The following is a 17,582-nucleotide window of genomic DNA, read 5'->3' as shown; positions in this document are numbered from 1 at the left end:
CATTACTCAGGAATGTACTGAGCGCCAGCAACATGGACCTTTTCCGCTCTGAAGCTACTCAGTAATAACAGGATTCCGGAGATCTGAGGCTGGTGATACGCATGACCATCATCCATATCAGTTTTATCCGCTACTGAACGCATTGATTAAGGCAAGGAAGCGGATAGTAGATAATTGATAGCTAACTCATTGATATTTGGTAACTCAACCTCGACGCGGAAAAGAGGGGGCTCGACGCGAACAAGGGGGGATTCGACGCGGAAAAGGGGGGTTAAGGGCAGTGAACTATCCGGAACACCCCATCGCGGAAAAGGGGGTTGAACCAAAAGGAGAACTATTTAACGGACACTAAACCCATCGCGGAAAAGGGGGCTGGTGGCTAGGTGCAACAAACCTACCACTCGACGCGGAAAAGGGGGTATCAATACATTTTGATTTTCTTTCAGAGACTTAAACATAAATAACCGGGGAAATTGGTACGCCAGTCCTGAACAAAGCCCCAGTCAGATGCACTCTTAGAATACTTTCTCATAAGCAGCCTCTTGATTATTTCTAAAAGCATTACTGAACTGTTGATAGCTTCTGCTTAAACCGTTAGCATCCTGTTAACAAAGTGGAGTAGTCCTCGACGCGGAAAAGGGGGGTAGCTCGACGCGGAAGAGGGGGGTTGGCTCATCATGGAATTAGGGGGTACTCGACGCGGAAAACCATGTGCATAAAAATAACCCTTTGAAAGTTATAAACAAAATCTGCTTATCAACACCCCCATAATTAAGAAGCATAATTACGGGAAAGAATAAAAAGAAAAGGATTATTCAAAGATCTTTTTATCATTAAGAGAGCGGAAGACCCTTTAACAAAAATATTCTTGATCACTATTCAAGAACTGATATGGTTCGAGCCATGATTGATAAACAAGATAATTCTCAAAAAGCACCACATGAGATCCCTGAAGACCTAAGAAGGAGTAAGGGGTTTATCTTTCATTTCCCTCAAGACAACCATCGTTACCACGACCTCTATTCTGACCTCGACCTCCGTGAAAATTTAAAAGAGTTCCTTAGTGACATTCTGGAAATCGTTGGTAACGGAGTAGAGTACTGCTCATTCGAACAAATCACTACTCATCTTTCTGATAAAAATAAGCCATCTGGTAAGACTCTGATCTACAGCCGGGTAAAAAACCTGACTGAGACAGGCCTGCTTCAGGAAGACCGCTATTACCGCCAGGATTTGAAGTTACGCAACATTAAGATCTATACCCTGGGTAAACCAATATTAAAGCCCGGTGTGGATGCCAAGTATCTGGCTGAAGAAGCCAAACCTGTAGGTGACAATAACAAATCTGCAGAAGCGGAACGGAAGCTGGAGTTGCTGCGGAATCAATTTGATGACCAGATGCTAAGCAAGCCTTCCAACCGGTCATACCGAGACATGATTATGTCTTCCATGCTTGCCAAGTGCATTCGTCTTGATTCGCACGACCAACGCCAGAAGCTGGAAACTCACTTCAGCTACAAAGATGAAGCCATAGATGTAACGACCACCACCCAGATCGATGGCAGCATAGCGATGAGTTCTGATATTCGGTACACCATGGTGATCACCACCTTCACACTGGAGGTTATGCTTGAATACATCAACAAATACGGGGATCCGGAAAAGAAGCCTGACAATGTATTTGTGATCGACTTAAGCGAAGTCTGCACTCACATCGGGAATAAACGGACAGCGGGTAACCGACTTACCGCTTACAGAGCAATTAAGCGTCTGTATCAGACCAACTTTGAAATTCGGACACCGCAAGAAAGTGAATTCGCTCGGCAGTTCCTCGAAGGGTACAACGAGGCTAACTACCGTTTCCTGACAGATTTCAGGGCCCTGATGTTTGATCTCACAGAGGAAGATGATCTTTTCACAAATGAGCCTGAGGAAAACCTTCTTGAAGGTGAGATAAAAAATCCGCGGTGGATACGCATTTCTTTGTGGACGGCATCATTTGATTCGATGTGGAGCCAGGCTGTTGCCCGATACCATGCCCAGCAAAGTGAAAAAGCCGCTGCTTTACCGCCGATCGTCAACTTCATCCAGAATCCGGAAGTGGTAAAAAACCCTACACCGCTGACCTATCAGCTCTATTCCCACATTAGTGCCTGGGTAGGTGTTTCTGGTCACGACAAAAAAGCGTGCAGTGTCTCGGATCTACATTTCTATATGCTGCGTACCAGCCGATACCAGAACTTCCTCAGATCATTGATCAAGGTTCTCAATTCAGTTCAGGATCCTGATAAGCCCCAAATAACCAACGATACCGCTCACTTCAAAGTTAATTTGTACGGCTATTTCATAGAGGGCACTTCGCAAATTGAGCAACGGGGTCGAAAAGGTTTCTATCTGACGTTCTCCCGAGACACCAAAGACAAGTTCATCGGGGACCGTTCTAGACACAACCAACTGAAAGCATTAGCCAATGCACAGGAGATCGTTGATTCTCAGAAGCAAACAGAACCTGATAGCTCACCGGTCGAAGGTGAATACATGGCTGGCCCAGCTCAGCTTGCTAAACTACGGGAAGAGCTGAACAAAGACCCTGATGATCCAAGTATCGCTAAAGCCAAAATTATGAAGCCTAATAATGATGGTAGTTGGGATCTGGAACCGTATGAAATGTTCCCAGAGGCTAATTCCTAAGAAAAAACTCGTTGAACTCTGCTGTAAAACAAAAATTTTACTGATAGTATCTCCATAGGTTATTTTCCTCATAGGTTGATAACTGTGGGCATCTGTTGTTTTGGTCGACGTCAGATGCTCACATTTCTTTTGCCCTACTCTAGGGCCAGACCAATGTAGAGCGCAACAGCTTACATGTTCTATAAGAACAATTCCCTCCAGATAATTTCGAATACCCAAAAAAAAGGACGCATAGCGCCCCTAAGTACGAAGGAAATGTTCGATCACATAGAGAGCCCAGAAACCGCTTTTGGGGCAACCTGACCTGCGGGGAATGCAGCCTGTAATTCCCTGACCTCTTTTTTCATATCTTGCATGGCATTGAAGTAAGCATTGCCATAGACCTCATTAGGGGCAAACCTGCCCAGAGCATCCATAAACTTAAGGTTATCGCTCACGGCCCTCTGAAATCGATTCAAGCTATCTCCGATAGAGGATGCCAGCTCCGGGTGATGATGGCGTATATGCTTCCCGAGGCTTCGAATACGAGTGACCTCTGTCGATATTAACCGTACCAAATTACTCATATCATGCCCGGCGAGGATCTGCCGGAGCTGTGTGACACACATTTGCTTCAATCGTTTTTCTGCATCGCTAGCCTGGGATGTGTCCTTAAAAGCATCCATTAATATCTGTACGACAGGGATCCCCGATTCATCCTTAAAGCTCAGATTTGAGTTGATGATGACCTGTTCCATTGCTTGATTGAGGAGGTTAACTTTGTCTTCTCTTGATGCGTCTACAGGTAGAGATTGCTTGATGATACTGCTTTGGTTGATGAATCGTGCCAATGAATTTTCGACGCGATAATGATCAGCTGAAATCTGAACTTGGATCGCATTTTTTGCAAGGCCACTGGATTTGGCAACTGTTGCCCTAACATCATTGCTCAGATTGACGATCTGGGAAGGCGACATGTCTTTGGTTGATATCTTAATATTCAAAGACTGAACCAGCGACATTCCAGTATGCTTTTCAAATCGATTGGCAATCCCTGCTTTAAGGTGAGATTCTGGCATCTGATTGAGTAAACCGGCAAACTCATTTGCCATACCTGCGACCTGCTCCTGGATGGAGAGATCGCGCCCTTCAAGCATCGTTTGGAAGATAAACTGACTAAAGGGTGTCGCATTATCCAGATACCGTTGAAGAGACTCCGGCCCCTCTTTGTTAAGCAAGCTGTCTGGGTCATGCCCTTCAGGTAGGAAACAAAATTTGAAAGTGTGATGGTCATCGATATAAGGCAGCAAGGTGAACATTGCGCTCTTCGCGGCCTTAAGCCCAGCAGCATCTCCATCGAAGCAGAAAGTGACTTCATTCGTAACACGAAGTAGCTGTTCTATTTGACGATCAGTGATAGCGGTGCCCATCGGTGCAGTGGCGTTCCGCAAGTTGTGTTGGTGCATCTTCATTACATCGAAATAGCCTTCAACAACGACTATAGATTTCGGCCTGGAGCTTTCAGCCAATACCTGATCTAAACCAAACAGTATCTGATTCTTCTTAAAAATCTGAGTCTCAATGCCATTGATATATTTCGGTGATTTTCCTTCCGCGTGGCGAATAGCGAAACTCACCAAGTTGCCCGACTTATCTTTAATTGGAATGGTTATGCCATCCCGAAATCGGTCATAGAACTTTTCCCGGTTCTCACCAGATGCTTCCTGAAAAAAACAGAGGCCGGACTGGGTGAGTATCTGCAGCCGCTTGTGTCCCCCGAGCATGTTTTTTATCTGTGCCCAATCATCCTTCGCAATGCCGAGTCCGAACATTGCAGCAGTTTCAGGTGTGAGCTGGCGTTTTTTCAGTTGCTGAATCATTTCCGGATTCTCACCTTGAGAAAGGTTCGATCGGTAGATGGATTGAGCATTATCGAGGGCTTTTCTTAAGACATCACCCCAGTCATTTTTCTCGGCACTGCTACTACTCGGTACTTCAATCCCTGCATGGGCAGCAACTACCTCGATCGCTTCTGGGAAAGTGATGCCCTGAGTCGCCATTGCAAACTGGAAGACATCACCGCCGCCACCGCAGCCATGGCAATAACAGAACTGTTTGTCATGTATGACGTTGAATGAAGGTGTTTTCTCATCGTGCCCTGGCATAGGACAGAGTGCTTTTGATGATTTACCAGCTCGTTTCAACTCAACGCCAGAAGCTGCAATAAATTCCGCGATATCTACTCGGGATTTTAGGTCGTCAATAAAGCTGTCAGGAATGGCCATATGCTGAACTCTATAGATTGCGGGTTTATAAAATATTATGATTATACAGTATATTAAATAACCGGCGAACGTGTATTTCTTATGATCATCCCAAAGCGCTGTATAGTCATAGACTGTCCCACGATAGACCTGAACCAGCTGAAGCCTTCTCTCCAGAAGCTTTGCTTCAGGGAGTGCAAGAAAAGCCAGGAGGAAAGCTGGGGATTTTTCGCATTTGATGAGCTGGGTGACAGCGAGGAGCTTCTGCATACCGTAGATCGATTCACCGTAATCAACCTTCGCCATGATCATAAAAAACTGAATAAGACGAAGCTGTCTCGCGCCTGGCGAAAAGAATTAAAGAAGCAGGAAGATGCCGCTGGCATGGTGTTCGATAAACCCAAGCGTGAACAGGTCCGTGAGGAAGTAAAAGCCAAGCTCTTTGAGCAAAAAGAACCTGATGAGTCGTATATCAAAGCGGTACACGATTCAATCAAGAACCGTCTTTATATCTTGGTGAGTGCGCCGGCATCAGCTGAATTCTTTGCTGAAAAGTTTAGCCAGGCCCTATCAGAACAGAACCAATCGCTCTCCTTTAAAGCCGATACCCTGCAGCCTGAGTTAACAGAGACTCTGACAAACTGGTTATACAAACCCGGTGCGTCTGAGGAAAACGGTTACATAGTAGGGGAGGACATGATGCTGAAGGGTGAAGACAGCTCTACCGCCACATTGAAGAAGCAAGAGGCGGATTCGGCGGAAATAAGAGAGCTGCTGCATGCCCGGAAACAGGTTCAAAAGTTACATCTGAGAACCCGTGACGATCAGGATCAAGAGGTTTCCTTTGTCATCTCGAACACCCGTATTTTGTCCCAGATAGATCTTAAAGGGATCTGTGATAGTCAGTGCAAAGCAGAGAAGGATAACCATACAGACGTTGCAGCATTGAAAGATGCTGAGTTGCTGATCTGGTTCGCTGCGCTGTCTGACCTGTGTGACAAAGTGAAAGAAATACCTGTTGGCGAGTGATCTGCGTTAGGTCAGTGGATTTTGACTATTAGTACATTTCTGTTGAAAAGAAATAGATAAAATTGTATGTTTCGCAGGACGTTAAAATATTATGCTAAAACAAACGATGAAAGATTTTAAAAAGGCTGTTTTGTTAAGTGCTGCGATAGCAATGCCGATATCTGGGGTTGCCGGTAACGCCATTGGGAATCACCGGGCATACATCCCCGTTGATGAAAAGGCCCTTCATGGATTGACCGATACAGAGTGGGAACGGATAGCTGGAGGAGATCCCGTTGAGCAGATCCAGGAAGGGTATGTTCACAAACCAGCTTCTGAAGAAAAGCACGACTCATTCAAGTATCAATGCACCCTCCCTGCTGGCCGGGTCCAAGACAATATTGACCGAGTAGGTAAATGTCTTGGATACCCGGTCTCTGTGTGGTTGGTTGACGATGTGAGTACCGATCGAGGCCTTACATTCGGTTCAAACCACCGCGAAGGAGTTCTTCAAGCCATCATCGATCACTTTAGCTTAACCGCCACGGCAAGAATCTATCGCAATCAGATGCTTGCATTCGAACCAATCAGAGAAGCCGAATAATGAATCGCAAAGTCATTTTTGCCGCAATTGCCGTGGCTTTATTACCTGGGTGTCAGGCACTCACACAAATATCTCCTCCTTCTGAACCAGTCGCCCAAGATAAGCCGGCTTACAGCAACGTAGAATCTGTTTCAGACCTTCTTGTGCCTGTTACACCGGGGTCACTGGAACAAGCTTTGACATCTGTAGCCGAGCAGGCCGGGTTGACGCTTCGCTATTCTGCGGAACCTCTTTTTCATAAACGCTCAGGAGCTTTACGAGGAAGCGCTGCTGAAGTGGCTCAGCAACTCGTAGCAGGCTTGCCTCTCCGCGTATTTGTGACTGGGAAGACACTGGTGACTGAGCAGATGTGGTCAGTGAGCACTGGGTTAACCGTTAAGAACCAGCTTAAAAAATGGGATGACCAGAGTCAGTGGTCGGTTGTTTGGGAAACCCGAAAGGGGCAAACGATTCAAGCGAACGCTTATTTCTTCGGCACATTTGATATGGCTGTTGAGGGCCTATTTTCTGCGTTGCAGAACGATGGAAGTGACCTTGAGCCCGAATACTATTCCAACAAGACAGTGGTGATCCGATGAGCCCGATTAAATCTGCTTTACTTGCGGCTGCGGCCATATCCCTTGCTGGGTGTGTTGATAAGACGATTGCACCGCAGGTTGAGAATGCATCTGCATTCCAGGAAGAACGACTGGATATGGTGCGTCTAGAGAATGCCGGTTTCAAGAGGCATACGACTCCGTTTATATCCGGGGAAACCTACGAAGAACCTGAACCTCTGCCGGGCTTTTTGCGCAAGCAGGTTTACCTGAATGCTACTCGTCCATTGAGCTTGAAATACTACGTCAGCAATCTCTCTATGCAGATTGGTAAGCCTGTTCGGGTTGGTCAGGATATCTATACCGTAGATACGATCGTAACTGAACAGCTGCAGGACAGCAGCAGTAATATTGATACCAGTTCAGTGGATGGTTCCTCAATCATCGATAGCCTGATTACTGATAATCAGAAGAAACAGTCACCTTTAGCGATGCAGGAAGTGCTGAAATTGCAGGGTTCCGCAGAACAGGCACTGAATACTATTGCGAGCGCATTCAACATTCATTGGAAGTATACCGATAGTGATGTGACGCTCTATAAACTGGACACACGAACTTTCCGCCTGGACCTGCAAACTAAAGAAATAATGAACGCTAAGTTCGAGGGTGCAACGACTACGGATACTGAAGGTGGTATGAGTACTTCTCTCACTTCTGAAGTTCAAACCGCCTCCTTTGAGTCTTATCAGGAAACAATCGCAAGCATGCTGTCTCCTTACGGATCTGCCCATGTATTGGGTAATTCAGGGGCTGTAATTGTGACAGATACGCCGGAAAAGCTTGATGCCGTTGATCGTTTTCTTAAGGTCGAAAATCGCCACCTTACAAGTCAGGTGGCACTTGATATCGAAGTTGTCCGGGTAACCAGTACCGACAATGAAGATATTGGGGTTGTATGGGATTCTCTGTTGGCCGACCTTGGTGAATTAGCGATCTCTGGGGTGTCACGCCGCCCAACGCTATCTAATAGCCCTGTTAATGAAATCTCAACGAATGTAAACAGCGGCCGGCTCACTGGCTCAAAAGTTATTTTGCAGGCCCTATCTTCCAAAGCACGGGTTCAAGTAATGACCCGAGAGACACGTACTGTACTGAATAACATTCCAGCAGTGCTGCGTGACATCAGCATCAAAGAATATCCGTCCGAAACTACACAAACCGTTAATGAGGGTGTTACTACATTCTCAACGACGAAGGCAACGATCCGGCCTGGCTTTGATATGAGCCTGACACCGAGAATCCTTGAAGATAATCGTGTCATCCTTCAGCTCGTCACCACTATGTCCCGAGATCTGCCGTTTGAAGATATCTCTTCTGGAGATTTCACGCAGCGCTTTGCACAACTTACTCAGAAAGAATTCAAAACTAGCCAAGTTATAAAGGAAGGTGAAACAGCCATGCTGACGGGCTACATCAATAAGAACCTTTCTTCCACATCAGAGGGAACCGGCAGAGATGACTTCTGGGCCTTGGGTGGTGGACAAGCATCGGGTAAAGGTAAAGACCTGCTGGTTATTTTTGTAACTCCGTATATCAGCCGAGGCTAATCAGGTATGCATGAGTCCTCTACATTCGAATACCTAGATCGGACTATCGTGACAGGGGTTGAATGGCTAAACGACAAAAAGGATGGTGACGACGATTACAATCCCAAAGCGTTAGCCAAAGCAGCCATTAAGGAAATGGGAATTGCCAAGCCTGGCGTTGTGAAGCTTCGGCTTTATTCTGAAGTTGTCCAGGTTGGTTTGGCTGATTTAGGAACGCTGGGTATCAAGACAGGTTACCCGTTAGCAGCATTGTATGCCCACTACCAGCATACCTATTCCAATCTGCACGAAAACTCAGAGGCAAAAGACTCTCCTGCCTGGATAGTCATTGAAAGAACAGACTCGGGGTATTGGACAAGCCTCATCGTCAATGGAACGGTGATTGTCGAAAGTGATGCGAACCTCAGCCTCGAACAAGTTACGGAGATTGCCCAAGAACACCTGACTCTGGCTGAAAGCGCTAATCACAAACGTGCCTTGGTCGGGTCAGGTGTAAAAGATGTCGATACCGAAGAGTCAGAAATTACACTCGGTTCAATATTCAAAGCTTTTGCAGATGAGGATTGGAACAGCGTTGTTTTAAAAAGCGCCTCCGGAGACACGGTTAAGAATGCGCTCATGCTCACAGGCATTGTGGCCGGGGTCGTTGTACTGGGTATCCAATTCGGGGTGATCTCCTTTGGGGAATCAGATGAAGATATCAGACGTAAACAGGTTGAAGCGTCAAAAGCTGCAGTTGCGGATTATTACAAAAAACTACTGTCCCAGCCGAGCTTTAAAGAAAGCTTAAATGTGGTTGCACAATCTTTAGAAGGTAAGCAGCTATTTGACAGTCCTTGGCCTTTCCGGTCAGCAAGCTGCGATACGTCCGGAAATTGCCTGGTCAGTTTTATAAACCCGGAAAATTTCTCCACATCGTATGCGCTCAATTACCTCACTCCTCGATGCGATCATGTGGATGTCAGCCCTCAAGGGCATACAGCTAATTGCTCGTTCTATATCCAATTTCCCCAAAACCAAAACGTACAAGCTGGGGAAAACATATTGGAGTTCACTGAACAACTAATGACGTTTGCTAACAACGGGCTGGAAACCAAAATTGCTAACCCTGCGAAATCGAATATCAGTGGGGGATCCTTGGCACCATCGAATCTCATTAAAAGGGAAGGTGCTTGGGAGATGCAGGGGCGGTATACCGATGCAGTCAGCGTTGCAGGTGGTCTCGGAGATTTGGGGTGGGCTAAGGCCAAATCTATCCGGGTTGAACAGAGCGGATCAGAGTTAAATATAAAAGTTGAAGGTGCCTATGTTATCAATTAAGCCAAATTTTCAGGCATTGCTGTTGGTGCCTGCCGTATTGACATTCCAACCAGTGATGGCTGACGAAGAGATTGAAGCCCTTATGGACTCAGTTCCAGCAGGTAAGGTAGATCGAACTCTAGAAATAGAGAAGCTTGACCATCTTGATGCAAAGTATAAAAAAATTGCGAGCATTACTGCTTCATTAAACGCCATCAAAGAGACTGAAGGTAATCAACCATCGGTACAACAGGAAATTCTTTCGCCATTCGGTGCAATGGAGAAATTATTAACATCCTCTTTAGATCAGGCGATCGATGCAGGTTCAGTTGTCCAGCGGTCTGGTGAAGACCGCTCTAGCAGCGGTTTTAGTACGCCGGTTGCACTCCTTTCAATTTGGGGTAACCCCAAAGATCCGACAGCCGATGTGGTCATTAACAAACGTCAGCAATCAATCAAAAAGGGCTCCAACTTGAACGGTTGGGTAGTGTTGTCCGTTAGTGCGGAATATCTCGAACTGCAGAAAGGAAAAACCGTCAGTAAGGTTTTTTATTCTGAGGCTGGAGAGGAATCATGAACCTACATAACCAAGTCAAAGGTAAGACAGTTGCCAGTACGATTGATGGTCAGACGTTACCAGTTCAGTTAAAGAATTTAACCCTTATGTTCGCGGTGCCGACTGCTTCAGGAGCTAATGTTGACGTATTTCACGTTAACGAGCTGAGCCTGCAAGAGAGAGCAAAACTGCAAGGGTACATAGGGAAAGAAAGAGGAGTTACTTACTTTCGAGTAAGCCCAGACGAAATCGCCTCTTTGCATGAGTTTCAGTCAGATGATGAGGAAATCTCACCTTCTGAATCCAAGAAACTCTTTAGTGAGGTCTTCGATTATGCGGTAACGGTCGCGGCCAGTGATATCCATATTTTTGCGGAAAAGAATGATCCTCGGATTGAAATGCGGGTGCATGGAGAGCTACAGAGATATAGACCCAAAAATACCGTATTCACCAACAACAAGCTTTTGCAACTCTGCCGGTTTATTTACAGCAGTGAAACTGGAAACTCCGGTACAACAAAGAATTCATATCAACCAGAGCTTACACAGGCCGCAACAGTCACAGATCGTACCGGGCCAGATGATCACAGATATCGACTCCGTTATCAGGATGCCGAGATCAATGGAGAGAGAGATACCGTACATGTCACGCTCCGTCTTTTGGATTTGGACAAAGACTTTAGTAATGGAAATTTGCTCACTCTTGGATATGAATCCGATCAACAAAATATGTTGCTATCGAAGATGCTCAAGGGAGCGGGCGGTTTAGTAATTTTCGTTGGTGCTACCGGGGACGGTAAAACCACTACGGCAGCGACTGTATTGGGGCATTTGGTAAAAGAGTACGCTGGAAGAAAGATGATCGTGACGGTGGAGGATCCGGTCGAATTCAAGATACCAGGGGTTATCCATACTCAGGTGACTGCGGTGAAATCCAATGAAAACACTGAGACCGAAGATAAAGCGTGGGATCGTCATTTGAAGGCTCTACTGCGCCGTGACCCGGATTTTATTCTTCAGGGGGAAATGCGAAATGCCGCATCGGCTAAAAGTGCAGCTCACGCGGCTCTGACCGGGCATACCACTTTATGTACTCTGCACGGTAATTCCGCATTTGATGCGTATATACGTTTGAATGAGATGGACCTGCCATGGTCGCTATTGTCTTCTGCGGGATTTATTAAAGGAATCGTTTTTCAGAGATTGCTCCCGCGCCTGTGCCAGCAGTGTTCATATCGCTTGGGCGACTACATGGTTGATGGGGGGGATGGACAGAGTATTCAGCTCGAAACAGATGGTCTTATAGAACAGGGGGTTATTCCAAAAAGCCTTTTGTCCCGACTCGTACAAGGCCATGGTTTTAAACATCTGAAAAATGTTCGCTTCAGAAATTATGAAGGCTGCCCAGATTGCCAAAACGGCCTTGTCGGTCGTGTGGCATGCGTCGAAACCATGATGCCTGATGACTCAATAAGAGAGCAGGTCAGCAAAGGGAAAGTTTCTGAAGCACAAAAAGCTTGGTTAAATTCGAGAGAGTCATCGCGTGTTCTCTCTGATGACGACTCCTTAGAAAGCTTCTATGGGCAGCACGCTGTCGGTTTTACCGCTTACCATCATGCCATTAAAAAGATGCTCTACGGACAAATAAGCCCGATTGATGTAGAGGACCGTATGGGCTTGGTAAGTGAAGATTCCTTGCTCTCCGATGGTGCTTTAACTGGTTCTGAAGTCGCACCACTACTTGGTGCCGAGTATGAATCAGCCACGGTGTTAGTAGGTGATGTATGAATCTCAAATCGATATTCGCGAAGCGTAGCCGTGTTCTGAGCGTTAAGGATCGGAAGTGGCTCTATGATCTCCTTGGTTTTAGGGCGCGTTTAGGTTCTTTGTCCTCTGCATACGGTGACATGATCACAGCCCAGAAAAAGAAAGGTAATGCCGGCAAAAAAAAGGCATTGATTCTGGAACAGCTGCAGGAAACAGGTTCCGGGGCAGGGAATGACTTCCATCAGGCAATTAAGCCCTTCATTCCTGAAGATGAATACTTGGTCATTGCAGCAGCGGAGCAAACTGGTCAGTTAGCCGAGGGGTTGGCGAAAGCGAATGATCGTCTGACTTTGAAAGGGAAGCATCGACTGGCTATTGAAGGCGTAGCCAGATCTTTCTTGGTTCGATTCCTGATGTTGGTCGGTTTGTTACTGTTTGTAAAAGAGTTTCTTTTCGACATTTTCACCAAGATAAAGCCAGTCGCAAAATGGGAGCCCCTGGCACAGTTCACCTATCAGGTGGCGGATAATCTGTTTATCTGGGTGCCAATTACCTTCATTGTTTTGGCCGGTTTGGTATTTGCTCTCTTTTGGTCGTTTGTTGAGTGGAAGAATGGCAAATATCGCCGGTTCGCTATGGACCATTTACAGCCGTGGGCTTTACACCGGGATGTGGTGGCGATGTCTTTCCTGGATTCTATCGGCCCTCTTTCTGAAGCGTATGCAGAAAAGGAAGCTATTCAATTCCTGAAGCGCTCTTCCACCAGTTCTTGGGTGATCTCCTGTCTCAATATGATGCACGGTGCTATAGAGCGTGGGCATGGTAACCCTTTAGCAAATAATCCGATGATGCCGGAAGACCTCAACGAGGTAATCATTTCTATGGGAGATGGCGGAGGAAAGAAAGATTTCTATGCCATCTCAGTCGAGCGTCTTGAAGAACGTGTGGATGCAAGCTTTAAGGCGATCAATAAGGTTCTTGATGCTGTAGCTACGACGATCCTTTACCTATTCATGGGCATGGTCGTTCTCAGCTACTTTTCTTTGTCTACTTCAATCTCTCAGGTTTAAAAATGGAGAATGCACCTATGAAAAATAGTACCACCGGGCCTGTTGGCGGGTTCAAAAACAAAGAAGCAGGTATGACTCTGGTCGAACTTGGGTTTGGCTTGGTAATCCTTGCGCTGGTAGCGGCCTTTGTCGGTCCAATTGGGTATAAATACCTGAAAAATACGGAAGGCGATTCAGCTGCAAAAACCACTGAATCTTACTTTACCGACTTGGCGGGTAAGTTAACGCGCCCACCATTCACTGCTCTGGACAATGATTTTGCGATCGATGCAAAAATCCCTCATGAAAGCTCTGTGAGCGGATCTACGATCTTCAACTATTGGGGTAACTCGACTGTTTTTGCTTCAGGTACTTTGACTGGTGGTGCTACCAATGGAGCGAAACAGATCACGGATCCTGTTGATCCATTTGCCTGCCTTCGTTATGTGACATACGTTTCCAACTTCTTAGATGAAGTGATTGTGGGAAGCACCACCGTTAAGGCACCGGGAGCGGCATTAGACCCAGCTGCGGCTGCATCTGCATGTGATGTTTCAACAGCATCTGTAAACGTGATTATGAGAAAGTCTTAATTATGGATCTGCAGCAGTACACCGACCTCGCAATCAATAAAGAGCAACTTAGCAGCAGCCGTGGCTATATAAACGGACAGAAACAGAACCTGGGAGGTGATCCTAAGTGGCTGAGTTTATTGGGGGACTTTAAAACTGCCTGTGATGAATTGAAGCTAGGCATTGGTCAAGATCAATATCTGGCGTTCAATTCTCAGCTTTACCGCGTGCATCTAGAGTTAAGCAAGGGCGGGGAGGTGTATTGTCTGCGGAGAATGCCGGGGTTTAAACCCAACCTGGTGGGGGAAAACCCAGAAGGTATTGTGTTTCCAGAGATCATATCCCAATTAGTAAATGAGAACACACAAAGAGATGGGGGGTTGATCCTCATTTCAGGCCCATTGGGAGTCGGTAAAACAACCGCTTCAGCTGCAGTCCTGAATTACCTCCTTTCAACAAAAGGTGGTGTGGCCTGGGCGTTGGAAGATCCTCCGGAATACGATATGGAGGGTGATTATGGTGAGAATGGAGTTTGTTACCAGCGCCATGTTATGGATGGCGATTTCTCAACAGCGATCCGGTCAATGATGCGGTGCTTCCCAGCAAAGGTCCAATCGACCCTGTTTGTGGGAGAGGTGCGAGATCGTGATACGGCAATCCAAGTTCTTCAAGCATTGTTAAACGGCACTCGGGTCATATTCACCTTTCATGCCAGTGGGACAGTGGACTCCCTAACAAGGTTTTTAACACTATGTGATGGGCAAGAGTATGCTCGCCTGATTTTAGGTGAATCTCTGAGGCTGGCGATCAACATAAGCAAGAAGACTCAACTTGGCAAAACTCGATTAGGGTTTAGCTTTTTGGCTGGGGGGCAGCGAGTAGCACAAGCACTCAGGGATGGTCAGTTTGTCCAGTTAGATGATATCGCACGGCAACAGGCCAATATTCGCCAAAGCCAAGTAGCGATGGCACCGATGAATAGGGATTAATCAATGAAACCTGACATGAATGTTCGTCCCCCAAAGAACCAACAAGGCTTTACTCTATTAGAGTTAGGTTTCTACCTAGCTATAGCGGTAATTCTGTCTGCTGCTGGAGCAAAAAAGCTAAACCAGAAGATGGAACGCCGCGACTTTGAAACCTTGGGCAATAAAATTGCCGAACATTCCCGAGCAGTCGCTGAGTGGATTGTCGATCAAGGTGGAAGTGCTGTACCAGGCGCTAGGGTCGGAACTGACTGGCTAAAAAGTAATGCAGATTGCGGCATTACAACGGGGGGTACTGTTGCTTACCTTCCTTGTTCATTCGAGTTTACCAACTACAAATATGGGGCAGACCCAACAACAACAATTACTAATGTTGCTGGTGTCACAACAGCATTGACGACTTGGCCGGCTGTTCTGGTAGCAGGACAACCAAAAGCATTGGGAGTTGGGCATGCTGTGCGCCAAGCAGAGGCCGACACTAAAGACAGCTTAAAGGGTGTTGTTACCTACACCGAAAATAACTCAGGAGTGATGACGGCTACGGTTGATGTAAATAATGGTACTGGGATCTACGTAAAACGATCTGGCGACACCATGACCGGTGCTCTGGACATGCAGACGAATAACATTAGCAATGTCGGTGTACTAACCGGGGCTACGGGTGATTTCACTAACATTGACGCGACCAATGTTGATGCCACTAACGTAACTTCAGATCGATACGAGGGTGTTGATATCGATGTGACTGGAAGTATTGCTGCAGATGGCAATATAACAACCACACAAAGCTTAATAGGCCAAATCGCGCTCTTAAATGGGAATCAGACTGTTGGTAGCGCCTGCACGAATAAACAAATCGGGACTACTGCCGCAGGGGATTTAGTGTCCTGTGTTGGTGGTGTGTGGACACAGCCGGGTAGTGGCGGCTCAGCAACCTTAATTCGCACGGGTACATGGAGTGGTACAAATGCGGCCTGTACGAATGTCCTGGCCCCTGCAGGCACTGACGCAAGCACCCATGACATTTATTACTTCTGGTCACATGTTGCTAGATGGACCTGGGAAAAGACTCACCAATTCCATGGGACCGGTAGTATTACCTCAGGCAACTCTAAATATGTATGCGGATCGACCTATAACTCCGGTCATGGTAGTCAGTCGAAATATGGATATTGGATTTCATTTGCCAATCCAAAGTGAACATATCCAGTTTAGGGAAGCTGAAGTTGCCAAACAATTTCGCTTCCTGTAAAACGGCCGCTTTTGTTTCCTAAGGAACTGCCATCCATGAAGCTCAAAGATTTACCGCTCGGAACCCATTTGTATAGAGATGACATTGAAGGGCTAAGAGCAGTAGCTTTGCTATTGGTAAGAGAGTGTAAAAAAATCTGTGTAAGTGGCATTCTTACCACCCTGTTGAAAGGACAGCAGAATGCCAATATCAGACGAGCTTATTGCTCAACTTCTTGAGGGCTGCTCAAGCCCTGATGACATCCTCGGCGAGGATGGTCTTCTTAAACAACTGACCAAAAAGGTTGCGGAACGTGCCCTGGACGTCGAGATGAATGAGCATCTCGGTTATGCCAAAAACGAGCCTTCAGGCAAAAACTCGGGTAATTCACGCAACGGTAAAAGCCGTAAGTCGGTTCGCAGCATCCACGGTGATATAGAGCTGGAAGTGCCTCGTGATCGTAACGGTACATTCGAGCCGATGTTGGTTCGTAAAGGTGAGAAACAACTCAGCTGCTTCGATGATCGTATTATCTCCCTCTACGCTCGCGGCATGACGACTCGAGATATTCAAGCACATTTCCAGGACACCTATGGTGTTGAGGTTTCTCCAACCTTTATCTCTCAGGTTACCAATGCCGTGATGGATGAGGTTACTGCCTGGCAAAGCCGCGCGCTGGATAGTATTTATCCGATTGTCTATCTGGATGCCCTGGTAGTGCGCAGCCGCGATAGCGGCGCAGTACAAAACAAACACGTTTATCTGGCGCTGGGTATCAACCTTGATGGCGAAAAGGAGCTGCTGGGTTTATGGATGGCGCAGACTGAGGGTGCTAAATTCTGGCTATCTGTAGTGACCGAACTGAAGAATCGAGGCTTACAGGACATCCTGATCGCCTGCGTTGATGGTCTGAAAGGCTTTCCTGAAGCAATAGAAGCTGTCTATCCTCAGACTCGGATCCAGCTTTGCATCGTTCATCAGGTACGCCACTCGCTGCGCTATGTGAGCTGGAAACAGCGGAAGGAGGTTGCAGCTGATCTGCGTAATATTTATGCCGCATCTACGCTTGATGCAGCTGAGCGGGCCTTGGATGAGTTTGCGGTGAAGTGGGACGATGAACACCCAACCATCAGCCGATCTTGGCGAGCAAACTGGGAACGCCTGAGCGTGTTCTTTGACTACCCACCGCAGATCCGCAAGGTCATCTACACAACCAATGCTATCGAGTCAGTGAATGCGTCTCTGAGAAAGGTAACCAAAACTCGGCGATCATTCCCGAATGATAAGTCAGTGATGAAAATTCTGTATCTGGCCTTGCACCAAATCGCTAAGAAGTGGACTATGCCAATACGGGATTGGAAACAGGCGATGAGCCAATTTATGATCCTGTTCAGTGACAGAATATCACTGTGATAAACCGTCACTTACACAGAA

The 17,582-nt window shown here is 46.6% G+C and carries 14 protein-coding genes; 13 read left to right on the top strand and 1 reads right to left on the bottom strand.

Annotation, left to right across the window (positions count from 1 at the left end; translation table 11 throughout):
- Positions 1 to 903 precede the first annotated feature (903 nt).
- Positions 904 to 2,691, top strand: coding sequence for a hypothetical protein (locus QUD59_RS19140; protein WP_286241183.1), 1,788 nt, complete (start codon positions 904 to 906; stop codon positions 2,689 to 2,691).
- 263 nt (positions 2,692 to 2,954) lie between these two features.
- On the opposite strand, the gene dnaG is transcribed toward QUD59_RS19140, so the two are convergent.
- Positions 2,955 to 4,955 carry a DNA primase gene (gene dnaG / locus QUD59_RS19135; protein WP_286241182.1) on the bottom strand — a complete coding sequence of 667 codons (2,001 nt, stop codon included), beginning with the start codon at positions 4,953 to 4,955 and terminating at the stop codon, positions 2,955 to 2,957.
- 81 nt (positions 4,956 to 5,036) lie between these two features.
- Here dnaG and rdgC point away from each other — a divergent pair, with 81 nt between their 5' ends.
- From rdgC to QUD59_RS19075, 12 genes are all read left to right on the top strand, one after another.
- Positions 5,037 to 5,963, top strand: coding sequence for a recombination-associated protein RdgC (rdgC, locus tag QUD59_RS19130; protein WP_286241181.1), 927 nt, complete (start codon positions 5,037 to 5,039; stop codon positions 5,961 to 5,963).
- Positions 5,964 to 6,054: 91 nt separating this feature from the next.
- Positions 6,055 to 6,546: a hypothetical protein gene (locus QUD59_RS19125; protein ID WP_286241180.1), complete on the top strand. Its 492-nt coding sequence runs from the start codon at positions 6,055 to 6,057 to the stop codon at positions 6,544 to 6,546.
- Complete coding sequence (locus QUD59_RS19120; RefSeq protein ID WP_286241179.1) at positions 6,546 to 7,124, top strand: TcpQ domain-containing protein; 579 nt, start codon at positions 6,546 to 6,548, stop codon at positions 7,122 to 7,124. Before QUD59_RS19125 ends, QUD59_RS19120 begins: the two co-directional genes overlap by 1 nt.
- Positions 7,121 to 8,689, top strand: coding sequence for a secretin GspD/PilQ domain-containing protein (locus QUD59_RS19115; RefSeq protein WP_286241178.1), 1,569 nt, complete (start codon positions 7,121 to 7,123; stop codon positions 8,687 to 8,689). The genes QUD59_RS19120 and QUD59_RS19115 overlap by 4 nt, the downstream gene beginning before the upstream one ends.
- 6 nt (positions 8,690 to 8,695) lie before the next feature.
- Entirely contained in the window at positions 8,696 to 10,009 is a 1,314-nt protein-coding gene (locus tag QUD59_RS19110; protein ID WP_286241177.1) for a type IV pilus inner membrane component PilO, read from the top strand.
- On the top strand, positions 9,996 to 10,565 hold the full coding sequence (locus tag QUD59_RS19105; RefSeq protein WP_286241176.1) for a hypothetical protein: 570 nt from the start codon (positions 9,996 to 9,998) through the stop codon (positions 10,563 to 10,565). Before QUD59_RS19110 ends, QUD59_RS19105 begins: the two co-directional genes overlap by 14 nt.
- Positions 10,562 to 12,331, top strand: a complete 1,770-nt coding sequence (locus QUD59_RS19100; protein ID WP_286241175.1) for a GspE/PulE family protein — start codon at positions 10,562 to 10,564, stop codon at positions 12,329 to 12,331. Before QUD59_RS19105 ends, QUD59_RS19100 begins: the two co-directional genes overlap by 4 nt.
- Complete coding sequence (locus QUD59_RS19095) at positions 12,328 to 13,380, top strand: hypothetical protein (RefSeq protein WP_286241174.1); 1,053 nt, start codon at positions 12,328 to 12,330, stop codon at positions 13,378 to 13,380. Before QUD59_RS19100 ends, QUD59_RS19095 begins: the two co-directional genes overlap by 4 nt.
- Positions 13,381 to 13,397: 17 nt before the next feature.
- A complete protein-coding gene (locus QUD59_RS19090) occupies positions 13,398 to 13,952 on the top strand; it encodes a type II secretion system protein (RefSeq protein ID WP_286241173.1) in 555 nt (184 codons plus the stop codon).
- Between the two features lie 2 nt (positions 13,953 to 13,954).
- Positions 13,955 to 14,920 (top strand): ATPase, T2SS/T4P/T4SS family, encoded by a 966-nt coding sequence (locus QUD59_RS19085; RefSeq protein WP_286241172.1) that lies wholly within the window; start codon positions 13,955 to 13,957, stop codon positions 14,918 to 14,920.
- A 3-nt stretch (positions 14,921 to 14,923) separates the two neighbouring features.
- On the top strand, positions 14,924 to 16,117 hold the full coding sequence (locus QUD59_RS19080; protein WP_286241171.1) for a type II secretion system protein: 1,194 nt from the start codon (positions 14,924 to 14,926) through the stop codon (positions 16,115 to 16,117).
- 232 nt (positions 16,118 to 16,349) lie between these two features.
- Positions 16,350 to 17,561 (top strand): IS256 family transposase, encoded by a 1,212-nt coding sequence (locus QUD59_RS19075; RefSeq protein ID WP_286241170.1) that lies wholly within the window; start codon positions 16,350 to 16,352, stop codon positions 17,559 to 17,561.
- Positions 17,562 to 17,582: the final 21 nt, after the last annotated feature.

This window comes from Neptuniibacter halophilus (assembly GCF_030295765.1).
Taxonomy (GTDB): Bacteria; Pseudomonadota; Gammaproteobacteria; order Pseudomonadales; family Balneatricaceae; genus Neptuniibacter; species Neptuniibacter halophilus.
This window is presented reverse-complemented; position numbering and strand designations above follow the sequence as displayed.

Coding starts and splice junctions, on each gene's coding strand:
- QUD59_RS19140 (WP_286241183.1), top strand. CDS start 904: ATGATTGATAAACAAGATAATTCTCAAAAAGCACCACATGAGATCCCT.
- QUD59_RS19105 (WP_286241176.1), top strand. CDS start 9,996: ATGTTATCAATTAAGCCAAATTTTCAGGCATTGCTGTTGGTGCCTGCC.
- QUD59_RS19090 (WP_286241173.1), top strand. CDS start 13,398: ATGAAAAATAGTACCACCGGGCCTGTTGGCGGGTTCAAAAACAAAGAA.
- QUD59_RS19110 (WP_286241177.1), top strand. CDS start 8,696: ATGCATGAGTCCTCTACATTCGAATACCTAGATCGGACTATCGTGACA.
- QUD59_RS19100 (WP_286241175.1), top strand. CDS start 10,562: ATGAACCTACATAACCAAGTCAAAGGTAAGACAGTTGCCAGTACGATT.
- QUD59_RS19095 (WP_286241174.1), top strand. CDS start 12,328: ATGAATCTCAAATCGATATTCGCGAAGCGTAGCCGTGTTCTGAGCGTT.
- QUD59_RS19120 (WP_286241179.1), top strand. CDS start 6,546: ATGAATCGCAAAGTCATTTTTGCCGCAATTGCCGTGGCTTTATTACCT.
- rdgC (WP_286241181.1), top strand. CDS start 5,037: ATGATCATCCCAAAGCGCTGTATAGTCATAGACTGTCCCACGATAGAC.
- QUD59_RS19085 (WP_286241172.1), top strand. CDS start 13,955: ATGGATCTGCAGCAGTACACCGACCTCGCAATCAATAAAGAGCAACTT.
- QUD59_RS19125 (WP_286241180.1), top strand. CDS start 6,055: ATGCTAAAACAAACGATGAAAGATTTTAAAAAGGCTGTTTTGTTAAGT.
- QUD59_RS19075 (WP_286241170.1), top strand. CDS start 16,350: ATGCCAATATCAGACGAGCTTATTGCTCAACTTCTTGAGGGCTGCTCA.
- dnaG (WP_286241182.1), bottom strand. CDS start 4,955: ATGGCCATTCCTGACAGCTTTATTGACGACCTAAAATCCCGAGTAGAT.
- QUD59_RS19080 (WP_286241171.1), top strand. CDS start 14,924: ATGAAACCTGACATGAATGTTCGTCCCCCAAAGAACCAACAAGGCTTT.
- QUD59_RS19115 (WP_286241178.1), top strand. CDS start 7,121: ATGAGCCCGATTAAATCTGCTTTACTTGCGGCTGCGGCCATATCCCTT.